This window comes from Aeromonas sp. PrichA-15 (genome assembly GCF_017939245.1).
Lineage (GTDB): Bacteria > Pseudomonadota > Gammaproteobacteria > Enterobacterales > Aeromonadaceae > Aeromonas > Aeromonas caviae.
In genome coordinates this window covers 1,928-26,412 of sequence record NZ_JAGKRH010000202.1, presented here as the reverse complement: position 1 = coordinate 26,412, position 24,485 = coordinate 1,928, and the positions used below count along the sequence as shown (strand labels likewise).

At 61.7% G+C, this 24,485-nt stretch carries 24 protein-coding genes and 1 tRNA gene; 13 read left to right on the top strand and 12 right to left on the bottom strand.

All coding sequences use genetic code 11. The annotated features are described in order from the left end of the window. Positions 1–88: 88 nt before the first annotated feature. Both J9889_RS19300 and J9889_RS19295 read right to left on the bottom strand, forming a co-directional pair. On the bottom strand, positions 89–376 hold the full coding sequence (locus tag J9889_RS19300; protein ID WP_041211964.1) for a DUF3630 family protein: 288 nt from the start codon (positions 374–376) through the stop codon (positions 89–91). Positions 377–386: 10 nt separating this feature from the next. After that, positions 387–1,814 carry a protein adenylyltransferase SelO gene (locus J9889_RS19295; RefSeq protein ID WP_210557760.1) on the bottom strand — a complete coding sequence of 476 codons (1,428 nt, stop codon included), beginning with the start codon at positions 1,812–1,814 and terminating at the stop codon, positions 387–389. A gap of 104 nt (positions 1,815–1,918) precedes the next feature. Here J9889_RS19295 and J9889_RS19290 point away from each other — a divergent pair, with 104 nt between their 5' ends. Continuing rightward, on the top strand, positions 1,919–2,221 hold the full coding sequence (locus tag J9889_RS19290; protein WP_128272669.1) for a cytochrome c: 303 nt from the start codon (positions 1,919–1,921) through the stop codon (positions 2,219–2,221). A gap of 99 nt (positions 2,222–2,320) precedes the next feature. Here the strand turns inward: J9889_RS19290 and recQ are convergent, their stop codons facing one another. Continuing rightward, positions 2,321–4,156: an ATP-dependent DNA helicase RecQ gene (gene recQ / locus J9889_RS19285; RefSeq protein WP_039039660.1), complete on the bottom strand. Its 1,836-nt coding sequence runs from the start codon at positions 4,154–4,156 to the stop codon at positions 2,321–2,323. A gap of 131 nt (positions 4,157–4,287) precedes the next feature. Here recQ and J9889_RS19280 point away from each other — a divergent pair, with 131 nt between their 5' ends. Together J9889_RS19280 and J9889_RS19275 are read left to right on the top strand one after the other, a co-directional pair. Beyond that, a complete protein-coding gene (locus J9889_RS19280; RefSeq protein WP_039039661.1) occupies positions 4,288–4,752 on the top strand; it encodes a thioesterase family protein in 465 nt (154 codons plus the stop codon). 123 nt (positions 4,753–4,875) lie between these two features. Next, positions 4,876–5,403 (top strand): hypothetical protein, encoded by a 528-nt coding sequence (locus J9889_RS19275; RefSeq protein ID WP_010676052.1) that lies wholly within the window; start codon positions 4,876–4,878, stop codon positions 5,401–5,403. Between the two features lie 259 nt (positions 5,404–5,662). Here J9889_RS19275 and J9889_RS19270 read toward each other — a convergent pair. The 9 genes from J9889_RS19270 to J9889_RS19230 form a co-directional block, all read right to left on the bottom strand. Continuing rightward, a tRNA-Pro gene (locus J9889_RS19270) sits at positions 5,663–5,739 on the bottom strand. A 140-nt stretch (positions 5,740–5,879) separates the two neighbouring features. Further along, positions 5,880–6,605, bottom strand: coding sequence for an MOSC domain-containing protein (locus tag J9889_RS19265; protein ID WP_210557758.1), 726 nt, complete (start codon positions 6,603–6,605; stop codon positions 5,880–5,882). A 48-nt stretch (positions 6,606–6,653) separates the two neighbouring features. Next, positions 6,654–7,496 (bottom strand): ABC transporter permease subunit, encoded by an 843-nt coding sequence (locus J9889_RS19260; RefSeq protein ID WP_010676054.1) that lies wholly within the window; start codon positions 7,494–7,496, stop codon positions 6,654–6,656. Next, positions 7,493–8,398, bottom strand: coding sequence for an ABC transporter permease subunit (locus J9889_RS19255; protein WP_010676055.1), 906 nt, complete (start codon positions 8,396–8,398; stop codon positions 7,493–7,495). The genes J9889_RS19260 and J9889_RS19255 overlap by 4 nt, the downstream gene beginning before the upstream one ends. Next, on the bottom strand, positions 8,395–9,549 hold the full coding sequence (potA, locus tag J9889_RS19250; protein ID WP_010676056.1) for a polyamine ABC transporter ATP-binding protein: 1,155 nt from the start codon (positions 9,547–9,549) through the stop codon (positions 8,395–8,397). Before potA ends, J9889_RS19255 begins: the two co-directional genes overlap by 4 nt. A 76-nt stretch (positions 9,550–9,625) precedes the next feature. Further along, entirely contained in the window at positions 9,626–10,711 is a 1,086-nt protein-coding gene (locus tag J9889_RS19245) for a polyamine ABC transporter substrate-binding protein (protein WP_050498258.1), read from the bottom strand. Positions 10,712–10,828: 117 nt separating this feature from the next. After that, on the bottom strand, positions 10,829–11,926 hold the full coding sequence (locus J9889_RS19240; protein ID WP_039039663.1) for a polyamine ABC transporter substrate-binding protein: 1,098 nt from the start codon (positions 11,924–11,926) through the stop codon (positions 10,829–10,831). Between the two features lie 54 nt (positions 11,927–11,980). Continuing rightward, on the bottom strand, positions 11,981–13,342 hold the full coding sequence (locus tag J9889_RS19235) for an aspartate aminotransferase family protein (protein ID WP_010676059.1): 1,362 nt from the start codon (positions 13,340–13,342) through the stop codon (positions 11,981–11,983). Between the two features lie 290 nt (positions 13,343–13,632). Then, positions 13,633–14,964: a glutamine synthetase family protein gene (locus J9889_RS19230; RefSeq protein WP_010676060.1), complete on the bottom strand. Its 1,332-nt coding sequence runs from the start codon at positions 14,962–14,964 to the stop codon at positions 13,633–13,635. A 462-nt stretch (positions 14,965–15,426) separates the two neighbouring features. Between J9889_RS19230 and J9889_RS19225 the strand changes: the two genes are divergently transcribed. The 10 genes from J9889_RS19225 to J9889_RS24270 all read left to right on the top strand — a co-directional run. Next, positions 15,427–15,813, top strand: a complete 387-nt coding sequence (locus tag J9889_RS19225; protein ID WP_010676061.1) for a TraR/DksA C4-type zinc finger protein — start codon at positions 15,427–15,429, stop codon at positions 15,811–15,813. Between the two features lie 156 nt (positions 15,814–15,969). After that, positions 15,970–16,830, top strand: coding sequence for a hypothetical protein (locus J9889_RS19220; protein ID WP_210557756.1), 861 nt, complete (start codon positions 15,970–15,972; stop codon positions 16,828–16,830). Positions 16,831–17,020: 190 nt separating this feature from the next. Then, positions 17,021–17,467: an Mpo1-like protein gene (locus J9889_RS19215; protein ID WP_210557754.1), complete on the top strand. Its 447-nt coding sequence runs from the start codon at positions 17,021–17,023 to the stop codon at positions 17,465–17,467. A gap of 21 nt (positions 17,468–17,488) precedes the next feature. After that, the gene (locus J9889_RS19210) at positions 17,489–17,968 is read left to right on the top strand and encodes a CreA family protein (protein ID WP_039039667.1); all 480 of its coding nucleotides are present in this window, start codon (positions 17,489–17,491) and stop codon (positions 17,966–17,968) included. A 77-nt stretch (positions 17,969–18,045) separates the two neighbouring features. Continuing rightward, positions 18,046–19,035, top strand: a complete 990-nt coding sequence (locus J9889_RS19205; RefSeq protein ID WP_042878605.1) for a 2-hydroxyacid dehydrogenase — start codon at positions 18,046–18,048, stop codon at positions 19,033–19,035. Between the two features lie 104 nt (positions 19,036–19,139). Next, positions 19,140–20,501, top strand: a complete 1,362-nt coding sequence (yegD, locus tag J9889_RS19200) for a molecular chaperone (protein WP_010676066.1) — start codon at positions 19,140–19,142, stop codon at positions 20,499–20,501. Positions 20,502–20,679: 178 nt separating this feature from the next. Then, positions 20,680–21,099, top strand: coding sequence for an META domain-containing protein (locus J9889_RS19195; protein ID WP_010676067.1), 420 nt, complete (start codon positions 20,680–20,682; stop codon positions 21,097–21,099). Between the two features lie 69 nt (positions 21,100–21,168). After that, entirely contained in the window at positions 21,169–22,017 is an 849-nt protein-coding gene (locus tag J9889_RS19190; protein ID WP_039039670.1) for an HDOD domain-containing protein, read from the top strand. A 245-nt stretch (positions 22,018–22,262) separates the two neighbouring features. Beyond that, a complete protein-coding gene (gene malZ / locus J9889_RS19185) occupies positions 22,263–24,092 on the top strand; it encodes a maltodextrin glucosidase (RefSeq protein ID WP_029314873.1) in 1,830 nt (609 codons plus the stop codon). A gap of 153 nt (positions 24,093–24,245) precedes the next feature. Then, the coding region (locus J9889_RS24270) for a transposase (RefSeq protein ID WP_246878139.1) at positions 24,246–24,485 on the top strand (240 nt) is incomplete at its 3' end.

The following is a 24,485-nucleotide window of genomic DNA, read 5'->3' as shown; positions in this document are numbered from 1 at the left end:
ATCAAGGGGCGAGATTATACGCCCCAAAATTGATAGTTCAATCTTTATGCGGTTATCTCCAGGGATTGACTCGCATCGCACGCCAAGCTCACTCCCGGGACTGCCGAGCCAGCCAGAGCAGCGCCTCCGCGTCATCCGGCTGCACCGCCGCCAGCCAGCAGCCGCTGTAATGTTCGTACTCGAGCCGAAAGCGGCTGCCTTCAAACTCCAGCAGCCAGCTGTGGCGATCCGCCCCCCACTCCCGCTCGAGGGCCGCCAGCTCCCACTCCTGCAACAGGGCCTCTGCCAGAGTCGGGAAGCTGTCCCAGTCAAGGCCCGGGCAGGTCAGCATCACCACCCCGGCTTCCCTGTCTGTCTGCGTGATACGCCAGTTCATCTGCGGCTCCTCAACTGCTGCACGAGAGCTCGCCCCCGCAATACCAGCCCGGATGCGGGGTGGCGAGATCCTCGTATTCCGGTTGCTCATCATAGGGGTGCTGCAGGGCCGCAAACAGCCGCTCGAACGGCGCCATGTCGCCCCGTTCAGCCGCCTCTATTACCTGCTGGGCCAGGGCGTTGCGCAGCACATACTTGGGATTGACGGCGTCCATCTGCCCCTTGCGCACGCCATCCTCGCTCCCTTCCCGGGCGAGGCGCGCCCGATAGGCCTCAAGCCACCCCTGCCAGACGGCAGGATCGGGCAGCAGGGCCAGCAGGCGGGCGGGCCACGCTCCCTCTCGCGTCACCTCACCGAGACGTCGCAGGAAGAGGTGGTAATCCATCTTGTGCGCCGCCAGCAGCCGGAACAACTCGCGGAACAGCGCCGGATCCTCCTCTTCCCACACCGCCAGCCCCAGCTTGGCGCGCATCAGCTCGGAGTAGTGCAACATCAGCTGGTGCTCGTACTGGGCCAGGGCCGACGCGAGCGCGTCGCCATCCACATGGCCGGCCAGCGCTTGGGCCAGCTTCTGCAGGTTCCAGTATCCGACCGCAGGCTGCTGATCCAGCGCATAGCGACCGTCCGGATCCGAGTGGTTGCAGACGAAGTCCGGCACATAGGCGTCGATAAAACCGTAGGGGCCGTAATCCAGGGTCAGCCCGAGCAGGGACATGTTGTCGGTGTTCATCACCCCGTGACAGAACCCCGCCGCCTGCCACTTGGCGATGAGCCGCGCGGTGCGGCGCACTACTTCGGCAAACAGCTCGGCGCCATCGGTCAGCTCGGGGAAGTGGTAACGCCGCGCATAGTCGATGAGGGCCGGGATCTTCTCCCCCTGTCCGCTCCATGCGAAATACTCGAAGTGACCGAAGCGCAGATGGCTCGGCGCGGTGCGCAGCACGGTCGCCCCGCTCTCCATCTGCTCCCGGTAGACAGGCTCGTCACTGCCCAGCAGCACCAGAGCCCGGGTGGTGGGAATGCCGAGGGCATGCAGCGCCTCGGAAGCCAGGTACTCGCGAATGCTGGATCGCAGCACGGCACGGCCGTCGCCGAAGCGGGAGAATGGCGTCTTGCCCGCCCCTTTGAGGTGCAGGTCCCAACGGCACCCATCCGGCGCCAGCTGCTCCCCCAGCAGCAGGGCGCGGCCATCCCCGAGACGCGGGCTGTAGCCGCCGAACTGGTGGCCCGCATAGACCTGAGCCACCGGCTGCATGCCCGGCAGGGGCTGCCCCTGGCCGCAACAGGCGAGCCACTGCGCCTCGCTCACCTCCCCGAGCCCCAGCTCCCCAAGCAGCGCACGGTTCAGATGCAGCAATCTGGGGCCATGCAGCGGCTGCGGGGCAACGGGCTCGCAAGCCCAGGGGAGTTCGGTGGCAAAAGTGTTGATCAACTTCATGGTGATGAGGGTTGTCCCTGCGTATGCTCGTGTCACTCTTTATACCGCCGTCGGCTCGTCGAGGCTAACAGGCGATCACGATTATTCATTTCAAGGAGAAGACGATGCAAAAGTGGGTCTATACCCTGCCCCTGCTGGCGCTTGCCTGGGGCCATCAGGCCAAGGCGGCCGACATAGACGCAGGCAAGGCCAAATCCGTGGTCTGTGCCGCCTGTCATGGCGCGGATGGCAAGGCGAGCGTCCCGACCTACCCCCACCTCGCGGGCCAGAACCAGGCCTATCTGCTCAAGCAGATGAAGGCGTTCAAGGAGGGTTCCCGTACCGAGCCACTGATGGTTCCCTTCATGGCGATGCTGACCGAGGCGGACATGGAGAATCTGGCGGCCTATTACGCCAGCCTCAAATAATGCATGGCGCCGACCAACGGGCGCCTTTCCAATGTTTGTTGTGCCAGCCTACCGGCCTGGGCCTGCTGCGGTCGATGACAAGGTCTACCAGGGCCGACCCTACCGGCGGCAGTAGTCGATGATCAGGTCCATAAATGCCTCACCGAAGCGCTCCAGCTTGCGGTGACCGACACCGTTGACCGCTAGCATTTCCTCCTCGGTCATCGGCATGAGCTGCGCCATCTCCACCAGAGTCGCATCGTTGAACACCACGTAGGGCGGCACCTCTTCATCCTCGGCGATCTGCTTGCGCAGGGCGCGCAGCTCCTTGAACAGCCGCTTGTCGTAGTTGGCGTTGTCGAGCAGGCCGTTGCGCTTCTCCTTGCGGCTGGAGATGGGCTGCAGGCGGGGGACTGCCAGTTCCAGCTTCATCTCGCCACGCAGCACGGGTCGAGCCGCTTCGGTCAGCTGCAACACCAGATTGCGGGTGATGTTTTGGGTCAGCAGCCCCTTATGGATCAGCTGGCGGATGACGCTCATCCAGTATTCGTGGCTCTGATCCTTGCCGATGCCGTAGGTCGAGAGCTTGTCGTGACCGTGATCCTTGATGCGCTGGTTCAGCGATCCGCGCAGCACCTCCACCACATAACCCACCCCGAAATTCTGTCCCACCCGCCAGACACAGGAGAGCGCCTTCTGGGCATCTTCGGTGCCGTCATAACTCTGGGGTGGATCGAGGCAGATGTCGCAGTTGCCGCACGGCTTGTCGTTGTACTCGCCGAAGTAGTTGAGCAGCACCTGACGGCGGCAGGTCTGCGCCTCGGCGAAGGCCGCCATCACGTTGAGCTTGTACTGCTCCACCTGCAACTGCTGGGGGTTTTCGATGTTGTCGAGCAGCCGGCGCACCCGACCGATGTCGGCGGGATCGTAGAGCAGCAGCGCCTCGGCCGGAGTGCCGTCACGCCCAGCGCGGCCGGTTTCCTGATAGTAGGATTCGATGTTCTTCGGGATGTCGTAGTGCACCACGAAGCGCACGTTGGGCTTGTCGATGCCCATGCCGAACGCCACCGTCGCCACCACGATCTCGATGTCATCCTTGAGGAAGGCTTCCTGGGTCTGCTGACGCAGCTCCAACGGCAGACCGGCATGATAGGGTGCCGCCTTGCAGCCGTGGCGGGAGAGCCGCTCGGCCACCTCCTCCACCCGGTTGCGGCTGGAGCAGTAGACGATACCGCAGTTGCCCTTCTGGCTCTGCACGTAGCGCAGCAGCTGCTCGGCCGCCTTAAACTTTTCCACCAGGCTGTAGCGGATATTGGGCCGATCGAAGCTGGCTGTGTGGATGAAGGGATCGTTCAGTTCCAGCCGGTGCAGCATGTCGCTGCGGGTCGCCTCGTCGGCGGTGGCGGTGAGCGCCACCACGGGCACCTGGGGGAACCACTGCTTGAGCCGTCCCAGCGCCGCGTATTCCGGCCGAAAATCGTGCCCCCACTGGGAGACGCAGTGCGCCTCGTCGATGGCGAACAGGCCGAGGGGCAGCTCCGCCAACCGGTCCATGAACTCGTGCTGCAGCAAACGCTCGGGGGAAACATAAACCAGCTTGATCTCGCCTCGGCGCATGGCGGCAAAGTTCTGGATCATCTCCTCCCGGCTCAGGGCCGAGTTGATGTAGACCGCCGCCACGCCGTTGGCACGCAGGGTGTCGACCTGATCCTTCATCAGCGAGATGAGGGGGGAGACCACCACCCCGAGCCCAGGTCGCAGCAGCGCCGGGATCTGGTAGCAGAGCGACTTGCCGCCGCCGGTGGGTTTGAGCACCAGGGCATCGCGCCCCGCCACTATCTGCTCGATGATCTCGAGCTGGCCCGGCCGAAACTGCTGATAGCCAAACACCGCCTGCAACAGGGCAAGGGGATTCTCTGGCTGAGGGTCAGGCAGGGTTTCGGCAATGACGGTCATGGGCTCTCCTTTGGGGTCGCCATTCTAAAGCAGCCGCCGCCCACAATAAACCTGCCATTGCGAGTGTTAAGGAAGTGTTGCAGACTGGCTGGAGTTTTTACTCGGCTTTGATGACAGGGCGGACTCAAGGAATGAAACAGATGCTCAAGAAGATGGCGCTCAGTGGCATAGCCAACCTGTTCGCCGAAAAAATGCCCTTCAACAAGCTGATCGGCATGCAAGTCACCCACTACGACTTCGACAAGGTGGAGCTGCGCATCAAGATGGAACAGAAGCTCATCGGCAACCCTTTCCACAACATACTGCACGGCGGCGTCACCGCCAGCCTGCTCGATGTGGCGGGCGGCATGATAGTCGCCGCCTCCTGCATCGACGAGTTGGAGGACTTCTCCCCCAGCTATCTCAAGGAGCGCTTCTCGCGACTTGGCACCATCGATCTGCGGGTGGACTATCTTCGTCCCGGTCGCGGCAACGAGTTCATCGCCACCGCCCACATCATCCGGGCAGGCAGCAAGGTCGCAGTCGCCCGCATGGAGCTGCACAACGAAGAGGGCACTCACATCGCCTTCGGCACGGGGACCTACCTCGTCGGCTAATGGTTTTTATTGCATAAAAAGTGCGCTTCTAAGCTGATTTTAATCATTAGAATTCTCACCCCCTCTTCCGCTCAGGGTCCATACTGAAAGTCGGGATTCTGTGCAGAGGGAGGATTGCAGACGATGAGCGCGATACTGGCTACCCAACCATCCAGAGCCTTGCTGACACGACTTGAGGCCATGCGCGAAGAAGTGCAGACCCCAGAGTGCCGTCACTGGTTGGAACAGGAGCTGGAGGGGTATTCTCTCTGTTCACCCCTGCCCTGGTATCGCATCATTGCCTGTCGGCAACGCGGTCACTTCCTGAATCTGAAGACGGGGAAATATCTGACTTGCCATATCGGCAGCCAAACGCTAAGCCAACGCGACCTGGCCCAAGTTCAGTTCATCTATGCCCGTGAACCCGCCGCCCACTATTTACTGCGTCACGATTCCCATATCGAGCCCTGGCCGGAATCACTGCTGGAAGCGTATCGAGAGCAGCTGATCCCTGGTCATCTCTGCCTGCAAGCCTGGCATGAGCCCGTGTCTTCGCTGCGTTCACAACTGATGGAGGGAATAGCACATTTCATTAGTGAGTACCCCAAGCATGCGGCCCTGCAAACCCAACACGGTTTCAAGGCATTGCGGCATCAACACTGGCATATCTGAATGAGCGCCTGGGGCGCAAGGAGGGCACCATCGACAAGACCCATAACGAGATTGTCACAATCTAGAGTGCCGGAGTCAGGATCAGACTCCACCAGTGGGGCCACCGAGCGGTGGCCCTTTTAGTTGGGCAAATGAGGGGGATCGGAGCAGGAACAGGAACAGGAACAGGAACAGGAACAGCAATCGACAATGGAAATGTCAGCTTTGCTTCAACAGACCAAATGCGAAAAGGCCGCTCATTGAGCGGCCTTTTCAAATGTGGTCGGTGTGAGAGGATTCGAACCTCCGACCCCTTCGTCCCGAACGAAGTGCGCTACCAAGCTGCGCTACACACCGATGTCTGCGGGGCGAGAATTTACCGAAAGCCCCGACCCGACACAAGCCTTTTTTTGCATTCACTCTAAAAAAATGGCTTTACGCTCAATAATTCAGCGAGTAGCAGCAAAAATCGCCACAAGGCATCTTTCCGCCTGCCTTCAGCCCTGTCGAGACAACCTGAACTCGGTCGGCCCCAGCAAACGCCGGCTCCAATCCGCCACCACTCCATGTTCCAGCCAATGAGCCGCATGCTGGCGCCAGTTGGGAGAGAGCGCCGGGTTCTCCAGCAGCAGTTGCAGCTCTTCCTCGTTGCGGGCCTGGTTGAACAGGATGTCGGCGGTGCGCTTCACCGTCAGCTCAGGGTAGGGTCTGTCCACCAGTGTCAGCTCCCCCTGCGGATCCACCCTTCCCTCTTCCAGCACCCGCAGCAGCCAGCCACAGCGGCCACTCAGCTGCATCACCTGGGAGAGCTGGCTATAGCCAAAGCGCTGGTTGAGCTTGAAACAGGGGGATCTGGGCTGACTTATCTGGATCAGCGCCTCTCCAAGTCGATAGACATCGCCGATGCAGGCCTGCGCCTCGGTCAGCCCCGAACCAGAGAGATTCTCGCCAAAGGCAGCAGGCTGCCAGGGTGTGCGTGGTACAGGCAGCCCCAGCGCGGTTTGCCAAGTCTTCCACCAGGTGTAGTGCTCCGCCGGGTAATGGTGCAGGGCCCGATCCGGGCCGCCATGATGGCGTCTGTCGCTCTGCTCATCCCCGCGAAGGCCGAGGAAATCACACCACAGAGGGGCGTCGGCAGGCTGCTTGTGGATGGCACTGATGAGGCCGGGGGCCTGCTCTGGGTTCAGTTCGGCGCTCTGGCCGATGAAGAGGGAGATCCGCATTCCATTCTCCTGACGGATGGGGGAATGCGGATCTTATCACGGGGCAGGTCAGGCAACTGCCTGCATCTGGGTAGTCATGGCGATCTCGGCGCGACGGCGTTTCTCCGCCCGGGCCATCAGATACCAGCTACCGAAGGTGAACAGGGATACCGACAGCAGGATCAGACTCGCGATGGCGTTGATCTCGGGCTTCACGCCGAGACGCACCGCCGAGAACACTTCCATCGGCAAGGTGGTCGAACCCGGGCCGGAGACGAAGCTCGCCAGCACCAGATCATCCAGCGACAGGGCAAACGACATCATGCCACCCGCCGCCAGCGACGGGGCTATCATCGGGATGGTGATCAGGAAGAACACCTTCCAGGGCTTGGCTCCCAGGTCCATGGCCGCCTCCTCAATGGAGAGATCCAGCTCCCGCAGCCGCGCCGACACCACGATCGCCACATAGGCGGTACAGAAGGTGGTATGCGCTATCCAGATGGTCAGCATGCCCCGCTCCGCGGGCCAACCCACCAGCTGGGCCATGGCCACGAACAGCAGCAGCAGGGAGAGACCGGTGATCACCTCGGGCATCACCAGCGGCGCCGTCACCATGCCGCCGAACAGGGTCCGGCCACGGAAGTGAGGGATCCGGGTCAGCACGAAGGCCGCCACCGTCCCCAGCGCCACCGCCGCGATGGCGGTGTAGAAGGCGATCTCCAGGGAGCGGAACACGGATCCGATCAACTGTTTGTTGTCGAGCAGGCCGAAGTACCACTTGAGCGACCAGCCTCCCCACACCGTCACCAGCTTGGAGGCGTTGAAGGAGTAGATGACCATGATGATCATGGGCAGGTAGATGAACAGCAGACCCAGCCACAGCATCAGCTTGGCAAAACCGAAACGTCTCATGCCTTGCCCTCCAGCTCTTTGGCCTGGTTGCGGTTGAACAGGATGATGGGAATGATCAGCACCGCCAGCATCACCACCGCCAGGGCGGAGGCCACCGGCCAGTCACGGTTGTTGAAGAACTCCTGCCACAACACCTTCCCGATCATCAGGGTCTCCGGACCACCCAGCATCTCGGGGATGACGAACTCGCCCACCACCGGGATGAAGACCAGCATGCAACCGGCGATGATGCCGTTCTTGGAGAGTGGCACCGTGATCTGCCAGAACCGGGTCAGGTTGCGGGCACCCAGGTCGGAGGCCGCCTCCAGCAGGCTCTGGTCGTGCTTGACCAGGTTGGCGTAGAGCGGCAGCACCATGAACGGCAGGTAGGAGTAAACGATGCCGATATAGACCGCCAGGTTGGTATTGAGGATCTGCAGCGGTTCGTCGATCACCCCGATGCCCAGCAGGACGCTGTTGAGCAGGCCGTTGTTGCTGAGGATCCCCATCCAGGCGTATACCCGGATCAGGATCGCCGTCCAGGTCGGCATCATGATGAGCAGCAGCAGAACGGTCTGGGTCTCCTTGTTGGCCCGCGAAATGGCGTAAGCCATGGGATAGCCGATCAGCAGGCAGAGCAGGGTGCTGACCAGGGCTATCTTGAGGGACCCCAGATAAGCCGCGATGTAGAGCTCATCCTCCTGCAGCAGCAGGTAGTTGCCCAGGTTGAGCAGTATGGTGAGCTGATTGTCTGCCCAGCTCACCACGTCCGTGTAGGGCGGGATGGCCACGTCCGCTTCGGCGAAGCTGATCTTCACGACGATGATGAAGGGCAGCAGGAAAAAGAGGAACAGCCAGAAGAAGGGGATGCCGATGACCAGCTGCCGCCCTCCCACCTGTTTGAGTCGTCTCAATGCCTTCATGATTGCAGCACCACGCCGCTGTCATCTTCCCAGTAGAGGAACACCTGGTCATCCCAGGTCGGCCGTTTGCCGTGGCGTTCGGCATTGGCGATGAAAGCCTGAACGATTTTGCCCGAGGGCAACTGGATGTGATACACGGAATGGCCGCCCAGATAGGCGATGTCATAAACCTCGCCCTTGGTCCAGTTGAAGTCCGGATGCTCGATCTCTTCCGGCTTTTGCAGGCTCATCAGCAGTTTTTCCGGACGCAGGGCATAGGTGACCTTCTTGTTCTCCGCCCGGGAGCTGATGCCGTGACCCACATAGATGGGCTGCTCCAGATCCGCACAGGCGATGATGGCGTGGTCCTGCTCATCCTCCACCAGCAGGCCGTCAAACAGGTTGACGTTGCCGATGAACTCGCACACCAGCCGGCTGGCCGGGGTTTCGTAGATGTCCATCGGGCTGCCGATCTGCTCGATACAACCCAGGTGCATGATGGCGATCCGCTCGGCCATGGTCATGGCTTCTTCCTGATCGTGGGTCACCATGACGCAGGTCACGCCGACCCGCTCGATGATCTCGACCAGTTCGAGCTGCATGGTGGAGCGCAGCTTCTTGTCGAGCGCCCCCATGGGCTCGTCCAGCAGCAGCAGTTTCGGACGCTTGGCCAGGGAACGGGCCAGGGCCACCCGCTGACGCTGACCACCGGAGAGCTGGTGCGGCTTGCGGCGGGCGTACTGGGTCATCTGCACCAGCTTGAGCATCTCTTCCACCCGGGCATCGATCTCCGCCTTGGGCAGGCCATCCTGCTTGAGGCCGAAGGCGATGTTCTGGGCCACCGTCATGTGGGGGAACAGGGCGTAGGACTGGAACATCATGTTGATGGGGCGTTCATAGGGCGGCATGTCGGTAATGTCGACGCCGTCGAGGAACAGCCGTCCTTCCGTGGGTCGCTCGAACCCGGCCAGCATCCGCAACAAGGTGGACTTGCCGGAGCCGGACCCACCCAGCAGGGCGAAGATCTCGCCCTTGTGGATGTTGAGAGACACGTTGTCGACCGCCAGCGTTTCGTCGAACTGCTTGCTTACCCTGTCTATTTTGACCAGCACTTCTTTACGCTGCTGGCTGCCCTCGAGGGCTTTCTTGTAGGCACTGGAGGCTATCGCCATTACCAAACTCCCAAAGGTGATTCCGGCCTGGGCCGATCCATCAATACAATCTGGCGCCCCGGGATGGGCGCCAAGGTTAGGTTCCGGATTTGATCTTGGTCCAACTCCGGGTGATCAGGCGCTGCACCGAGCGGGGATGTGCTTCCTGCACATACAGACGCTCAAGCACCGCCTGGGGGGGATAGACTGACTCGTCCTCGCGCACGGCCTTGTCCATGAACTCTCCCGCCTTGATGTTCGGGTTCGCGTAACCCACATAGTCGCTCACCTTGGCGATGACCTGCGGTTCGAGAATGTAGTTGATCAGGGCGTGAGCCTCTTTCACGTTGGTGGCATCGGCCGGGATCGCCATCATGTCGAACCAGAGATTGCCACCCTCCTTGGGGATGCTGTAGGCAATCTTGATCCCCTTGCCCGCCTCCTCGGCCCGGGACGCCGCCTGCAGGATGTCGCCGGAGAAACCCGCCGCCACGCAGATGTTGCCGTTGGCGAGGTCACCGATGTACTTGGAGGAGTGGAAGTAGGCCACATAGGGGCGCACCTTGAGCAGCTGTTCTTCGGCCCGCTTGATGTCCGCCGGCTCATGGCTGTTGGGGTTGAGCCCAAGGTAGTTGAGGGCAGCCGGGATCATCTCGTCCGCCGAATCGAGGAAGGCCACGCCGCACTGGGAGAGCTTCTTCATGTTTTCCGGCTCGAAGATGGTCGCCCAGGAGTCAATCTTGTCGACACCCAGCACTTCCTTGATCTTGTCGACGTTGTAGCCGATGCCGTTGGTACCCCAGAGGTAGGGCACGGCGTACTGATGGCCCGGATCCACCTTCTCGAGCTGCTTGAGCAGCAAGGGGTCCAGGTTGCTCAGGTTTGGCAGCAGGGTGAGGTCCAGCTTCTGGAAGGCCCCCGCCTTGATCTGCTTGGCCAGGAAATTGTTGGAGGGCACGACCAGATCGTAGCCGGTGCGTCCGGTCAGCAGCTTGCCTTCCAGCGTCTCGTTGGAGTCAAACACGTCGTAGACGGTCTTGATCCCGGTCTTCTGCTGAAAGTCACTGAGGGTGGTCTCGCCGATATAATCGGACCAGTTGTAAAAATGAACCACAGGGGCTGCCTGGGTCAGATTTGCAAACCCCAGGGTCAGGGCCAGCGTTGCCATCTTGGTCATGTGCACTTATCAGTCCTCATTTGTGTGATTTTGCCAGTCGCGCATCCATACGCGCCGTCCAACCTGTCGGGTGGTCACCACCCTCCCGGCCGAACTGCGGACCGGGAGGGGTACTCGTCACTCTTACTTGCCTGACTTGATCTTGGTCCAGCTGCGGGTCATCAGACGCTGCACCTTGGCCGGCAGATCCGGGAAGGTGTAGATCTTCTTGAGGGTATCCGGCGTCGGGTAGATACCCGGGTCGGTACGGATCGCCTCGTCCACCAGCGGCGTGGCCGCCTTGTTGCCGTTCGGGAACTGCACCACGTTGGTGATGTTCGCGATCACGTCCGGCTTCATCAGGTAATTGATGAAGGTGTGGGCCGCCTCGACGTTCTTGGCATCCGCCGGGATGGCGATCATGTCGAAGAAGCTGCCTGCCCCCTCTTTCGGAATGGTGTAAGTCAGGCTGACACCGTTCTTGGCCTCGGCGGCACGCGCCTTGGACTGCTGCAGGTCACCGGAGTAACCGACCGCCACGCACAGGTTGCCGTTGGCCAGATCCGAAATGTACTTGGAGGAGTGGAAGTAAGCGGTATAGGGACGGATGGAGAGGAACAGCTCCTCTGCCTTCTTCAGCTCATCCGGCTTCTGGCTGTCCGGCTTGAAGCCCAGGTATTGCAGGGCGGCCGGCAGCATTTCGGTCGGCGAGTCGAGGAAGGAGACACCGCACTCCTTCAGCTTGGCCATGTTCTCCGGCTTGAACACCAGATCCCAGGAGTCCACCGGGGCATCGGCCCCCAGCACGGCCTTCACCTTCTCGGCGTTGTAGGCATAGCCGATGGTGCCCCACAGGTAAGGGATGGAGTACTGGTTGCCCGGATCGCTCGGTTCGAGCGCCTTGAGCAGGTCGACGTCCAGGTTCTGCCAGTTGGAGAGTTTGGACTTGTCCAGCTTCTGGAAGACACCTGCCTTGATCTGCTTGGCCAGGAAGGGGTTGGACGGTACGACGATGTCATAGCCCGACTTGCCTGCCAGCAACTTGGCTTCCAGCACTTCGTTGCTGTCGAACACGTCGTAGACCACCTTGATGCCCGTCTCCTTCTGGAAGTTTTCCAGCGTATCCGGCGCGATATAGTCGCTCCAGTTGTAGACGTGCAGCACCTTCTCGTCGGCCATCGCCCCGGTACTCATCATGACCAGCGCCACGGAAGCAGCCATCATTCCCTTTTTAAAAGACATAGTCCTTGTCTCCTAAGCAAATTGTATGCGTAAGCCAACCTGCCCGGTTCCCGCCTATTCCCGCAGCTTTGCAGCCGTCAGGTCCAGACTGAGCCTGGCCAGTTTGACCAATTCATCCACCTGTTCCTCGGTGATCACCAAGGGGGGCGATATGATCATGGTATCGCCGACAGCCCTCATCACCAAGCCATTGTTAAAACAGAACTCCCGACAGGTCATCCCGGCATGGAGCTCGGCCGGGAAGCGACGTTTCGTCTGCTTGTCCTGCACTATTTCCAGCGCGGCGACCAGGCCTTTTCCACGGGTTTCCCCCACCAGCGGATGGTCCGCCAGCTCAGCCCAGCGGCGCTGCAAATAGGGGCCGATACTATCATGAACTCGCTTAACTATGCTCTCCCTTTGCATAAGCTGGATGTTGGCAATGGCCACGGCGCAGGCGACCGGATGGCCGGAATAGGTGAAGCCATGGTTGAACTCGCCCCCCTCTTCCACCAGCACCCTGGCGACCCTGTCCCCCACCATCACGGCGCCCATCGGCAGATAGCCGGAGGTAATGCCCTTGGCCAAGCACATGAGATCGGGTTTGATGCCAAAACCTTCACTGGCAAACCAGTGGCCGGTGCGGCCAAAGCCGCAGATCACCTCGTCGGCGATGAGCAGGATGCCGTACTGGTCGCAGATGCGCTGGATCTCGGGCCAGTAGCTCTCGGGTGGAATGATGACCCCCCCCGCACCCTGGATAGGCTCGCCGATGAAGGCGGCCACCTTGTCCACCCCCAGTGCCAGGATCTTCTCTTCCAGCTGGCGGGCACGGGCCAGACCGAACTCGTGGGCGCTCATGCCCTCTCCCTCACCGAAGTGATAGGGCTGGTCGATGTGGACTATGCCCGGAATGGGCAAGCCGCCCTGGGCGTGCATCCCCTTCATGCCGCCCAGACTGGCCCCCGCCACGGTGGAGCCGTGATAGGCATTGTGGCGGCTGATGATCACCTGCTTGTCAGGTTGTCCCTTGCTGGCCCAGTAGTGGCGCACCATGCGCAGCACGGTGTCGTTGCACTCCGAGCCCGAGCCGGTGAAGAAGACGTGGTTGAGGTGGGAAGGCGTGATCTCGGCCAGCAGGGTGGCCAGCTCGGCAGCAGGGGGGTGGCTGGTCTGGAAGAAGAGGTTGTAGTAGGGCAGCTGCTGCATCTGGCGAGTGGCGGCATCCACCAGCTCCTGACGGCCGTAGCCCATGTTGACGCACCACAGACCCGCCATCCCGTCCAGAATGCGCTTGCCTTCGGAGTCTTCCAGATAGACGCCTTCGGCCTTGGTGATGATGCGACTGCCCTTCTTGTTCAGGGCCTGAAAATCGGTAAACGGATGCAGATGATGGCTGGCTTCCAGTTGCTGCCACTCACGGGTGGTGTGCTGCATTGCTTGCTCCTCGGTTCCTTCGATTCGGCGAATCTTGTCGCCATTCATGAGGGCACGGATGGCCTGCCCGGTCACTGCCATTCACGGGGCTGGCACTCTCTTGCCTGCTCGATGCCTTTCCATGGGGCGAACATCGTCGCCAGTTGATTGCAGGTGACCCCCTCTCCATTGCGAGAGTGGTCCTCACCTTTACTCGGTGCCTTCCGGGTCGCGGGCGCCCCCGCCAGGCGGGCCTTCGGCCCCTTGCTTGCGATATGACGGGGAGAGGCCTCGCCTCCCCCGGGGACAGATCAGACGTTCAGCAACAGGAATTCCCGTTCCCAGCGGCTGATCACGCCGAAGTATGTCTCGTACTCCTTGCGTTTGACGGCCACGAAGGCGCGGATGAAGCGCTCCCCCAGCATGTCCTTGATGGGTTCACACTGCTCCAGGTGGCTCAGCGATTCCTCCAGCGAGCGGGGCAGGCTGTAGGGCAGGTCATAGGCACTCGCCTTCATCTCCTGCATGGGTTCGAGCTTCTCCAGCATGCCGAGGTAGCCGCAGGCCAGGGTGGCGGCCAGAGCCAGATACGGATTGGCATCGGCCCCGGCGAAGCGGTTCTCGACCCGACGTGCGCTCGGTTCGGAGAAGGGGACCCGCAGGCCGCAGGTGCGGTTTTCCACCCCCCACTGCACGTTGCGCGGCGCACTCTCGCCAAAGGTGAGGCGGCGGTAGGAGTTGACGTTCGGCGCCAGCAGAGCGGTCACTGCCGGAGTGTATTTCTGCAGGCCGGCGATGAAATGCATGAACAGATCGGAGTTGCCCCCTTCGCTGGTACCAAACAGGTTGTTGCCATCCATGTCTTCCAGGCTCTGGTGGATGTGCATGGCAGAACCCGGTTCGTTGCTCATGGGCTTGGCCATGAAGGTGGCATAGATGCCGTGGCGATGGGCGGCCTCGCGCATGGTGCGCTTGAACAGAAACACCTGGTCGGCGAGATCGATGGCATCCCCGTGCAGGAAGTTGATCTCCATCTGGGCGGCGCCGGATTCGTGGATCAGGGTGTCCACCTCAAGCTCCTGGGCCTCGCAGTAGTCGTACATGTCCTCGAAGATGGGGTCGAATTCGTTCACCGCATCGATGCTGAACGACTGGCGGGCCGTTTCCGGGCGGCCGTTGCGGCCCACCGGCGGCACCAGCGGATAGTCGGGATCTTCGTTGCGGGTCACCAGGTAGAACTCCAGCTCCGGCGCCACCACCGGCTTCCAGCCCTGCTTCTCGTAGAATGACAGAACCCGGCGCAGCACGGAGCGGGGAGCGATGTCGATGAGCTTGCCGTTGACGTCAAAGCAGTCGTGGATCACCTGGGCGGTGGGCTCCAGCGCCCAGGGTACGAAACGAATGGTGTTGGGATCGGGATAGAGCTGCATGTCCCGCTCCAGCGGGTCTATCATGCTGTCGTCATCCGGGTACTCGCCGGTCACCGTCTGGGTAAAGATGACCTCGGGCAGCCGCATGCCCCCCTCGCGCAGAAACTTGTTGGCTGGAATGATCTTGCCTCGGGCATTGCCGGTGAAATCCGGAAACAGGCACTCCACTTCCGTGATGCGATTGCTCTCCATCCAGCCCTTGATACTGTCCATGTTAAACCCCGACTTTACGGTTGCCATTGTCAAGGGTGTCTAATATAAGGAACACCCTTGTTAAGAAAATGTAATCGACCACACCATAAAAGCCCGTGATAAAGGCCTTTGTCAAGCAGCGGTGTTTAAAAAACTATAAACAACGGCCTGTATAATGACCAGCGCGGCACCAAATACTAAACACTTTGTGTCACGATCAGCCCATTGCAAGCTCGATGCCAACGGCGGCGGGATCTCGTTCGATACTCAGTCAGACCCTGTCGGAGAAGGCCCATTTCTTTGCAAGGGCGCACACTCCTTATCCAATTTCCTTTGCATGTCTGCGTTTTTTTGGTACAAGGCCCGCCCTGATTTGCACTCTCCTGCATGGATTTGGTGCAAAACGGGATACAAGGGCTTGGTCTGACGACAGACAGCCCCCATCAATGGGTAACATTGGGAAACTGACTGGTAGCAAACCGTATGTGTGATTTCATGACAGAAGACCAACTGACCTTCTACAAAGGCCAGATCGAGCGACAAATCCTTGAGCTCGAAGAACGTCTCAACTCCCAGGCCAGCCAGGCTATCGCCACCGATACCAACGAGATGGCGGATGAAATTGACCGTGCCAGTGTCGAGGAGGCCCGTCGCCTGGAGCTGAACCGCATCGAGCACGACAAGTTGCACCTGCGCAAGCTGAAAGGGGCGTTGAAGCGCATCAATGAAGGGGATTTCGGCTATTGCGAATCCTGTGGCGACGAGATCTCTCTCAAGCGGCTGCAGGCCCGTCCCGAGTCCCGCTTCTGTGTTGAATGCCAGAGCACCAAGGAATTCAACGACACTCACGTGTTCCGTCGCGTCGCCTGATGCGGCGAACAAGCCCGGCCTCGGTACGAGCCGGGCACAGGGCAGGCCATGCCCGAAGATGACGCGGCCGGGTGATCCCCGGCCCCTTTCACAGCAAGAGCGTGACAACTTCTGTTAGACTCCGGGCAAGTCCCGGATCCTACAGGAGATCAAAGCGTGAAATGGCTCATCAGGCTGTGCTTGTGCCTGCCATTGCTGGCACAAGCACAGACGCTCACCGTCAAGGTCCCCAGCCGACCGATCAACGATCTCGACAACGAATACCAGCTCAAGCTGCTGGAACTGGCGCTCAACCACGCCGGGCAGCCCTACAAGCTGGAGCGGGTCGACCTCAATCTCAACCAGTACAGCCTCCAGCAGGCGCTTGCCAAGGGCAAGGTCATCAATGTGTTCTGGATGGGTACCTCCAGCGCGCTGGAATCCTCCCTCACCGCAGTGCCAATCCCGCTGTTTCGTGGTCTGGAAGGGCTGCGCCTCTCCTTCATCCACGCCGATGCCCAGGAGCGGTTCAACCAGATCAACACCCTGGCAGACCTCAAGAAACTGAAAGCCGCACAGGGGGTGGGCTGGGCCGACAACAAGATCCTGGAACTGGCAGGCATTCCCACCTATGCCGGGCGCTACAGCAACCTGTTTCGCCTGATGAATGACGGCGACAAGCTGGACTTCTTCCCCCGTGGTCTGGTGGAAATCTTCGCCGAACGCAGCGAGCTGGCGGCACAATATCCCAACCTGGTGATCGATCAGCACCTGCTGATCCGCTACCCCTTCGCCGAGTTCTTCTTCGTCAGCCCGGAGTCGCCGAAGCTGGCCAAGGCGATCCAGACCGGCCTTGAGCGTGCCTATGCCGACGGCAGCTTCATGGCGTTCTTTCGGGAGAACCCCAAGATCCGCGAGGTCCTGGCCAGCGCGAATCTGGAGCAGAGAGTCACCATCGCCCTACCCAATCCCGACATGACCCCCTTGCTCAAAAGCATTCCGGCCCAATATTGGGAGTATCCACCGTCGCAGGAGTAAATGGACACGGTATCCGGCGTTGGGAATATCCACCGCTGCGAGCGTGAACGGACACGGCCTCCGGCGTTGGGAATATCCGCCGCCGGGAGCGTGATCAGCCGCGGGTCATCCCATCCGGTGGGCGCAGCCCGCCGCAGACGCACAGGAACACGAGGTCGCCCGGCCTCAATACGCGCACCAGGGAGGTGCGATGAAACGACTGGATGACTGGTTTCGCGACTACGGCCAGAGCCATCAACACCCCGTCAATGTGGCCATCCACAAGGTGGCGGTGCCAGGCATCTACCTCTGCATCCTGGCACTGCTCTGGTGCCTGCCCGCAGGTCCCCTGCCAGCGTCCCTCAACTGGGCGGGGCTGGCGGCCATCCCGGTGCTGGTCTTCTACCTGCGGCTGTCGTTGACGATCTTTACGGGGATGACGGCCCTGACCGCCCTGGAGCTGGCCTTCTGCCACGTCTGGCAGGGGCCGCTGCTGTGGCCTGCCCTCATCGGGTTCGTGCTGTTCTGGATAGCCCAGTTCGTCGGTCACCATATCGAGGGGAAACGCCCCTCCTTTCTCACCGACCTGCAATTTCTGCTGGTAGGCCCCGCCTGGGTGCTGGCCAGCCTCTATCGTCGTTTGGGCATCCCTTTCTGAGGGAGGCCAACAGGAGAGACCATGAGACATCTTCAGACCCTTGCTCGCCCCCTGCCCCTGCTGCTGGGGGCACTGATGGCCGGCCCGGTGCTGGCCGACAAGGCCGATCCCGTCGGCGAGGTGAGCACCGCCTTCAAGCTCCTCGGCCCCAACCACAAGATCCTGGTGGAAGCGTTCGACGACCCGAAAATCGCCGGTGTCGCCTGCTATCTGGCGCGCCCCAAGACCGGCGGCGTCAAGGGCGGACTCGGGCTGGCGGAGGACCCCTCCCACGCCTCCCTCTCGTGCCACCAGATCGGCCCCATCACCCTGCCCGCCAGGCTGAAGGCGGGGGAAGAGGTGTTCGATGTCAGCACCTCGCTGGTGTTCAAGGAGCAGAAGGTGGTGCGTTTTTACGACGAGAAGCGCAATGCCCTTGTCTATCTGACTTACAGCACCAAGTTGGTGGATGGTTCGTACAAGAGTGCGGTCAGTGCCGTCCCCATCATGCCCTGGGGTTGAAACAGCACCACTTATCCCGTGATGACGGTCACTATTTGTTGTAATTTAACCACATCATTATCTACGGAGAGCGCACCATGAGAGTCGCCGTTTTCAGTACCAAGAGCTACGACAAGGAACATTTCCACCAGGCCAACGCCCAGTACGGTTTCGATCTGGAGTTCTTCGACGTGCGGCTGGAGGCCAAGACGGCCCGTCTCGCCCACGGCTTCCCCGTGGTCTGCCTGTTCGTCAACGATGATGCCGACCGCGAAGTGCTGACCGAGCTGGCGCAGTACGGCACCAGGGTCATCGCCCTGCGCTGCGCCGGTTACAACAACGTGGATCTGGCCGCCGCCAAGGAGCTGGGACTCAAGGTGGTGCGGGTGCCTGCCTACTCCCCCGAGGCCGTTGCCGAACATGCGGTGGGCCTGATGATGACCCTCAACCGCCGCATCCATAAGGCGTATCAGCGCACCCGGGACGCCAACTTCTCCCTGGAGGGGCTGGTCGGCTTCAACATGCATGGCCGCACCGCCGGCATCATAGGCACCGGCAAGATCGGCATCGCCACCTTGCGCATCCTCAAGGGGTTCGGCATGCGCCTGCTGGTGAGCGATCCCTATCCGAACCAGGCGGCCATCGATCTGGGCGCCGAGTACGTGGATCTCGATACTCTGTTCCGCCAGTCCGATGTCATCAGCCTGCACTGCCCCCTGTTCAAGGAGAATTATCACCTGCTGAACAAGGAGGCCTTCGCCAAGATGAAGGACGGGGTGATGATCATCAACACCAGCCGGGGCGGCCTGCTCGACTCCAACGCCGCCATCGAGGCCCTCAAGACCTCCCGCATCGGCGCCCTGGGACTGGACGTCTATGAGGAGGAGGAAGACCTCTTCTTCGAGGACAAGTCCAACGAGGTGATCACCGACGACGTCTTCCGCCGCCTGTCTGCCTGTCACAATGTGCTGTTCACCGGTCACCAGGCCTTCCTGACCCGGGAGGCGCTGCACGCCATCGCCGACACCACCCTCAGCAACATCCAGGCCATCGAGAGCCAGGGCCGCTCTGACAACGAAGTGGAGTGATCCCTGAGGCGTTGTCGCCACGCCATTGATCCCGCCGCCGGGTTGTGAGACCCGGCGGCATCGGGTAGGCTACCAGCCCTTTTTTGTACAGGAGTCTGGCCAGCATGTTCATCGGATTTGATTACGGTACCTCCAACTGTGCCGTCGCCGTGATGGAACAGGGCAGCCCCAGGCTGCTGACCCTCTCCGGTTCCCATTACCTTCCCTCCACCCTGCACGCCCCCCACCGGGACGCCATCGCCGGCCTCCTGGCCGAAGGGCTGGCCCCCGTCCAGCAGAGCGAATACCTCAAGCTGCGCGGTCCCGTGGTGACCCGGGCCCAGGCGGTGCGCCGCCAGATGCGCGAAGAGGGACTCATCGACGAGCTGAGCTTCGGCGGTGCGGCGCTGGCGCGCTATCTGGAAGAGCCGGACGAGGGCTACTACATCAAGTCCCCCAAATCCTTTCTCGGGGCCTATGGCCTCAAGGCTCCCCAGATCGCCCTGTTCGAGGACATCGTCTGCGCCATGATGTTGCACGTGCGCCGGGAGGCGGAGCAGCAGACGGGCAGCACCATCCGCCAGGCGGTGATCGGCCGACCGGTCAACTTCCAGGGACTGGCGGGGGAAGAGAGCAACCGCCAGGCCATCGCCATCCTGAGCGAGGCGGCCCGCCTCGCCGGGTTCGAGCGGGTGGAGTTCCTCTATGAGCCGGTGGCCGCCGGCTTCGAGTTCGAAGCGCGCCTCACCGAGGATGCGGTTGTGCTGGTGGTGGACATCGGGGGCGGGACCACCGACTGCTCCGTACTGCGCATGGGCCCGAGCCACCGTGACCAGCTGGATCGCAGCGGCGACCTGCTCGGTCACAGCGGCCAGCGCATCGGGGGCAACGACTTCGACATCCGCCTGACCGTGGAGGGCATGATGCCGCTGCTCGGCATGCACGAGACCCTCAAGACCGGCAAGCCACTGCCCCATCCCCTGTTCTGGGACGCCGCCGCCATCAATGACGTCAGTGCCCAGAGCCGTTTCTACAGCCTGGATACCGCCCGCCAGTTGCAGGATCTCCAGCTCGACAGCCAGCCAGGCAGCAAGCTCCCGCGCCTTGCCAGCCTGCGGGCCCACAAGCTGAGCCATCAACTGGTGTGGCGCGCCGAGCAGGGCAAGATCGCCCTCTCCGACCACGAGCACAATCACCAGACCCTGAACGAGCTGGAAAAAGGGCTGGAGGCGGCACTCACCCGCCCCCAGCTGGCCAGTGCTTCCGCCCCCTTGCTGGAGAAGATTGGCGAGCTGATGGACGAGGCTATCCAGGCGGCAGGCGTGCAGCCTGACCGGGTCTTCGTCACCGGCGGCAGTGCCCGCTCCCCCCTCATCAAGGCCTTCATCCAGCAGAAACTGCCCAAGGTACCGCTGGAGGGGGGTGATGACTTCGGTTCGGTGGCCTCGGGCCTCGCCCGCTATGCCGAGCGCCTGTTTGCGGACTGAGACGGCCAGGGGAGCCATGGGCAACCGGTAGACAGGTTCGCTCGGGGCGGGTGTTGCCATTTGCCGACACCCCCTCTTCCCCCGGGGCGACAGAAGCGGTCGGGCTCCTCCCCCCTCGCCCTGCCGCCCGGGCCCGGGGACGGGTATGCTTGTCATACCCACCACCGGAGCCCCTTCAATGCCCAGATACCTGCTACTGCTGCTCGCCCTGCTTCTGCTCAGCGCCTGCAGCAGTGCTCCCCGCTTTGCCTCGCAAGACCTGCAACACCATCACTGGGTGCTCGATCGGCTGGATGGCCAGGCCATCGCCAGCCGCCGCAGCAATCCCCCCGACATCGAGATCGGTGAACACTTCACCGTCAACGGCATCGCCGGTTGCAACCGCTACTTCGGCCAGGGTCACCTCAAGGGGAACAAGCTCTGGGTCACCAGCCTCGGCAGCACCGCCATGGCCTGCCCCCCCGAACTCGATCTGATAGAGCAGGCCGTGCTCGCCACCCTGACGGAGGGGGCCACACTGAGCGGTTCCACCCAGACCCTGATCCTCCAGGGAAAACGGCACCGTTTGGAATACAGGCTGCAAGACTGGGTGTACTAGGGCTCACAAAACCGCTCGCCAGCAGGAACAACTGGCCAGGCTGTGGCACAATATGAGGCATTGTTAGCAATGGAGGCTGCCTCAGCCATGTCGATGGATCGCCTGTTTGGCAAGATCAAGCAACTGCCCACAATTCCGAAACTGCTGCACGAGCTGATGCAGAGTTTCAACGACGAGAATGCCCGCATCGACGAGATCGCGGCCAAGATCGCCATGGACCAGGTGATCAGCGTCAAGGTACTGCGGATGGCCAACTCCGCCGCCCTGCGCCGTGGCAATGAAATCACCTCCATCGAACAGGCGGTGATCCGCCTCGGTTTCAACCGCCTGCGCTCCGTGGTGGTCGCCTCCGGCATCATCAGCAGCTTCAAGGCCCCCCCCGGCTTTGACAAGCTCCACTTCTGGACCCAGACCTTCCAGGTCGCCACCATTGCCCGCACCCTGGCACAGCAGACCACCTCGGTGGATCCCGAGACCGCCTTCACCTGCGCCCTCATTCACAACATTGGCGAGCTGCTGATCCAGAGCACCCTGCCGGAAGAGGCGGGGCTCATCAATCTGGCCATCGAGAAAGGCAGCAGCCGGGTCGATGCCCAGCGGGAGATGCTGGGTTACGACTATGCCCAGCTCGGCGCAGAGCTGGCGCGGCGCTGGAACCTGTCGCCCGCCTTCGTGGATGCCATCGCCCAGCAGCTCGACCCCCTCTCCCACGATCCGGTCAGCAAGGAGGCCGTGCTCATCCGGCTCGCCGTCTTCGTCTCCTTCGCCTGGCAGGCCGGCGTACCGGCACAGGCCATCATCGCCCGTTTCCCCAGAACCCTGGCTGACCAGCTGGGGCTGGATCCCGCCAGCCTGGCGGATCAGCTGGAGCAGCTGCACGAACAGGGCAACGCCCTGGCCGATTTGCTGACCCAGTAGATGTACAACGGCCGATCAGCAGGAGCCGGATCCCCGTCTCATTCTGGCGGAACAGCTCGAACACCTGCACGAGCAGGGCAACGCCCTTGCCGATTTGCTGACCCAATAGCGTCACGGCAGACCGCCCAGCCAAGCCGGAAGCACCGTCTCATTCTGGCCGGTCGTCACATACACACGCCCATGGACGGGATAAGATGGCCTGCGCCCATCCCCCATTCCTGAGCCTCTCTGACACAGTAGATACCATGACCCATCCCTTCCTGTTTCACCCCCAGGCGGCACCCTGGTTCAAAGAGAGTGCCGACACCCTGCAGCTCACCCTGTTCAGCGAGCTGGACGCCCCCATCCGCGAGGTGTGGCTGCGCCACGAGCCGGACAACGAGGAGTATCTGGTCGCCATGACGCCGGTCGCCACCCGGGACAGGCTTCAGGTCTGGCAGGTCGAACTGCCGCTGGCCAGGGGGCAGGAGATCCACCTCTACTGCTTCAAGTGCCTCACCGACGAGGAGCAGTGGTGGCTGCACGGGGCGGGCGTCAGCGCCGCCATGCCGCCGCGGGAGCAGCATTTCCGCTTCAACAGCCATCACCAGCCCCCGGCCTGGGTGCAGGATCAGGTGTTCTACCAGATCTTCCCCGACCGCTTCTGCAACGGCGACCCGTCGCTGAGCGTCAAGCATCACGAGTACGAGTACAGGGGCAAGGCGGTCATCAGCAAGGCCTGGGGCGAGCCGGTCAGCCGCCACGAAGAGGGGCACGGCGCCTGTGAATTCTACGGCGGGGATCTGGCGGGCATCGACGCCAAGCTGCACTACCTGCAATCCCTGGGGGTGACGGCGCTCTACCTCAACCCCATCTTCGATTCGCCGAGCAACCACAAGTACGACACTCAGGACTACTTCAAGGTGGATGCGCACCTCGGTACCAATGCCCAGTTTGCCGAGCTGACCCGCAACCTGCACCAGCGCGGCATGAGGATCATCCTGGATGCGGTGGTCAACCACACCTCCACCGAGCACCCCTGGTTCTGCCCGCCGCTGGGCGCCCAGAGCAACCCGGATTCCCCCTGGCGCAGCTTCTACACCTTCGATCAGGAAGGGGATTATGTTAGCTGGAAAGGGATCCGCAGCCTGCCCAAGCTGGATTTCTCAAGTGAACAGGTGCAGGACGCCGTTTATCGGGCAGACAACGCCATTCTGCGCTACTGGATGCGCGCCCCCTACCAGATCGATGGCTGGCGCTTTGACGTCATCCACATGCTGGGGGAGCGGGGCACTGCCGAGGGCAATCGCGGCCATGTACGCGCCATTCGCGGCGCGGTGAAGCAGGAGAATCCGGACGCCTACGTGCTGGGCGAGCACTTCTTCGAAGCGAGCCAGTGGCTGCAGGGGGATCAGGAGGACGGCGCCATGAACTACTACGGCTTCGCCCACCCCATCCGCGCCTTCCTGGCGGGGCAGGACATCGCCTATCACCCCATCAAGATCAGCGCCACCGAGCTGGATCACTGGCTCAAGCTGGCGCGGGCCCATATTCCGTTCAAGAACCAGCTGGCCCAGTTCAACCTGCTGGACAGCCACGACACTGCCCGCTTCCTGCACCTGCTGGGGGAAGACAAGCAGCGGATGCGACTCGCCGCCACCCTGCTCATCACCTACATCGGTGTGCCCTCCATCTACTACGGCGACGAGGTGGGGCTCTCCGGCGGCAACGACCCGGACTGCCGCCGCTGCTTCCCCTGGGATACCACCGACTGGGATCACGTGCTGCACGACCACTATCGCCGCCTGATCCAGCTGCGCCGCCAGCGCCCGGCCCTGCGCCGGGGAGACATCCAGACCCTCTACGCCGGCCCCCACAGCTATGTGTTCGCCCGTACCCTGCAAAGCGATCAGGTGGTGGTCGCCTGCAACCGCCACCCCACGGAGCCGCGCACCATCAGCCTGCCCCTGTGGCAGACCGCCAGCCCCGCCAGCCGCTTCACCGACGCCTTCAACGGCGACAAGTTCGAGGTGGTGCAGGGGGAGGTGCAGCTCACGATCCCGGCCAACTCCGCCAGGGTACTGCTGTCGAGCTGACCTGAGAGAGGATCAAGTAGATGGCGGGCTCTGTCCCGCCATTACTCCCGGTCGTTATCAATTTCCGACCAGTAAAATTATTCCTGATTACCCATGATTAGCAGTCACCACGAGCTATACTGATCTTACGTACAGTTACTGAGGTGCGAGATCATGGCCAAAAGCAAAGTCCAATTCCAGAAAGGCTACAGCCTGTTTGATTTTTTCAAGGACTATGGCACTGAAGCGCAGTGCGAAAACGCGCTGCTTGCTTGGCGTTTTCCTAACGGTTTCATCTGTCCTGAGTGCGCCAACAAGACCTGCTGTCGCCTGAAAAGTCGGCCACGCGTGCTGCAATGCAATAACTGCCGTCACCAGATGTCATTGACTGGAAAAACGATTTTTGCAAACACC

Excerpts from the sequence above, each read along its gene's own strand:
- J9889_RS19300 (WP_041211964.1), bottom strand. The coding sequence starts at position 376 with ATGAACTGGCGTATCACGCAGACAGACAGGGAAGCCGGGGTGGTGATG.
- J9889_RS19295 (WP_210557760.1), bottom strand. The coding sequence starts at position 1,814 with ATGAAGTTGATCAACACTTTTGCCACCGAACTCCCCTGGGCTTGCGAG.
- J9889_RS19290 (WP_128272669.1), top strand. The coding sequence starts at position 1,919 with ATGCAAAAGTGGGTCTATACCCTGCCCCTGCTGGCGCTTGCCTGGGGC.
- recQ (WP_039039660.1), bottom strand. The coding sequence starts at position 4,156 with ATGACCGTCATTGCCGAAACCCTGCCTGACCCTCAGCCAGAGAATCCC.
- J9889_RS19280 (WP_039039661.1), top strand. The coding sequence starts at position 4,288 with ATGAAACAGATGCTCAAGAAGATGGCGCTCAGTGGCATAGCCAACCTG.
- J9889_RS19275 (WP_010676052.1), top strand. The coding sequence starts at position 4,876 with ATGAGCGCGATACTGGCTACCCAACCATCCAGAGCCTTGCTGACACGA.
- J9889_RS19265 (WP_210557758.1), bottom strand. The coding sequence starts at position 6,605 with ATGCGGATCTCCCTCTTCATCGGCCAGAGCGCCGAACTGAACCCAGAG.
- J9889_RS19260 (WP_010676054.1), bottom strand. The coding sequence starts at position 7,496 with ATGAGACGTTTCGGTTTTGCCAAGCTGATGCTGTGGCTGGGTCTGCTG.
- J9889_RS19255 (WP_010676055.1), bottom strand. The coding sequence starts at position 8,398 with ATGAAGGCATTGAGACGACTCAAACAGGTGGGAGGGCGGCAGCTGGTC.
- potA (WP_010676056.1), bottom strand. The coding sequence starts at position 9,549 with ATGGCGATAGCCTCCAGTGCCTACAAGAAAGCCCTCGAGGGCAGCCAG.
- J9889_RS19240 (WP_039039663.1), bottom strand. The coding sequence starts at position 11,926 with ATGTCTTTTAAAAAGGGAATGATGGCTGCTTCCGTGGCGCTGGTCATG.
- J9889_RS19235 (WP_010676059.1), bottom strand. The coding sequence starts at position 13,342 with ATGCAGCACACCACCCGTGAGTGGCAGCAACTGGAAGCCAGCCATCAT.
- J9889_RS19230 (WP_010676060.1), bottom strand. The coding sequence starts at position 14,964 with ATGGACAGTATCAAGGGCTGGATGGAGAGCAATCGCATCACGGAAGTG.
- J9889_RS19225 (WP_010676061.1), top strand. The coding sequence starts at position 15,427 with ATGTGTGATTTCATGACAGAAGACCAACTGACCTTCTACAAAGGCCAG.
- J9889_RS19215 (WP_210557754.1), top strand. The coding sequence starts at position 17,021 with ATGAAACGACTGGATGACTGGTTTCGCGACTACGGCCAGAGCCATCAA.
- J9889_RS19210 (WP_039039667.1), top strand. The coding sequence starts at position 17,489 with ATGAGACATCTTCAGACCCTTGCTCGCCCCCTGCCCCTGCTGCTGGGG.
- J9889_RS19205 (WP_042878605.1), top strand. The coding sequence starts at position 18,046 with ATGAGAGTCGCCGTTTTCAGTACCAAGAGCTACGACAAGGAACATTTC.
- yegD (WP_010676066.1), top strand. The coding sequence starts at position 19,140 with ATGTTCATCGGATTTGATTACGGTACCTCCAACTGTGCCGTCGCCGTG.
- J9889_RS19195 (WP_010676067.1), top strand. The coding sequence starts at position 20,680 with ATGCCCAGATACCTGCTACTGCTGCTCGCCCTGCTTCTGCTCAGCGCC.
- J9889_RS19190 (WP_039039670.1), top strand. The coding sequence starts at position 21,169 with ATGGAGGCTGCCTCAGCCATGTCGATGGATCGCCTGTTTGGCAAGATC.
- malZ (WP_029314873.1), top strand. The coding sequence starts at position 22,263 with ATGACCCATCCCTTCCTGTTTCACCCCCAGGCGGCACCCTGGTTCAAA.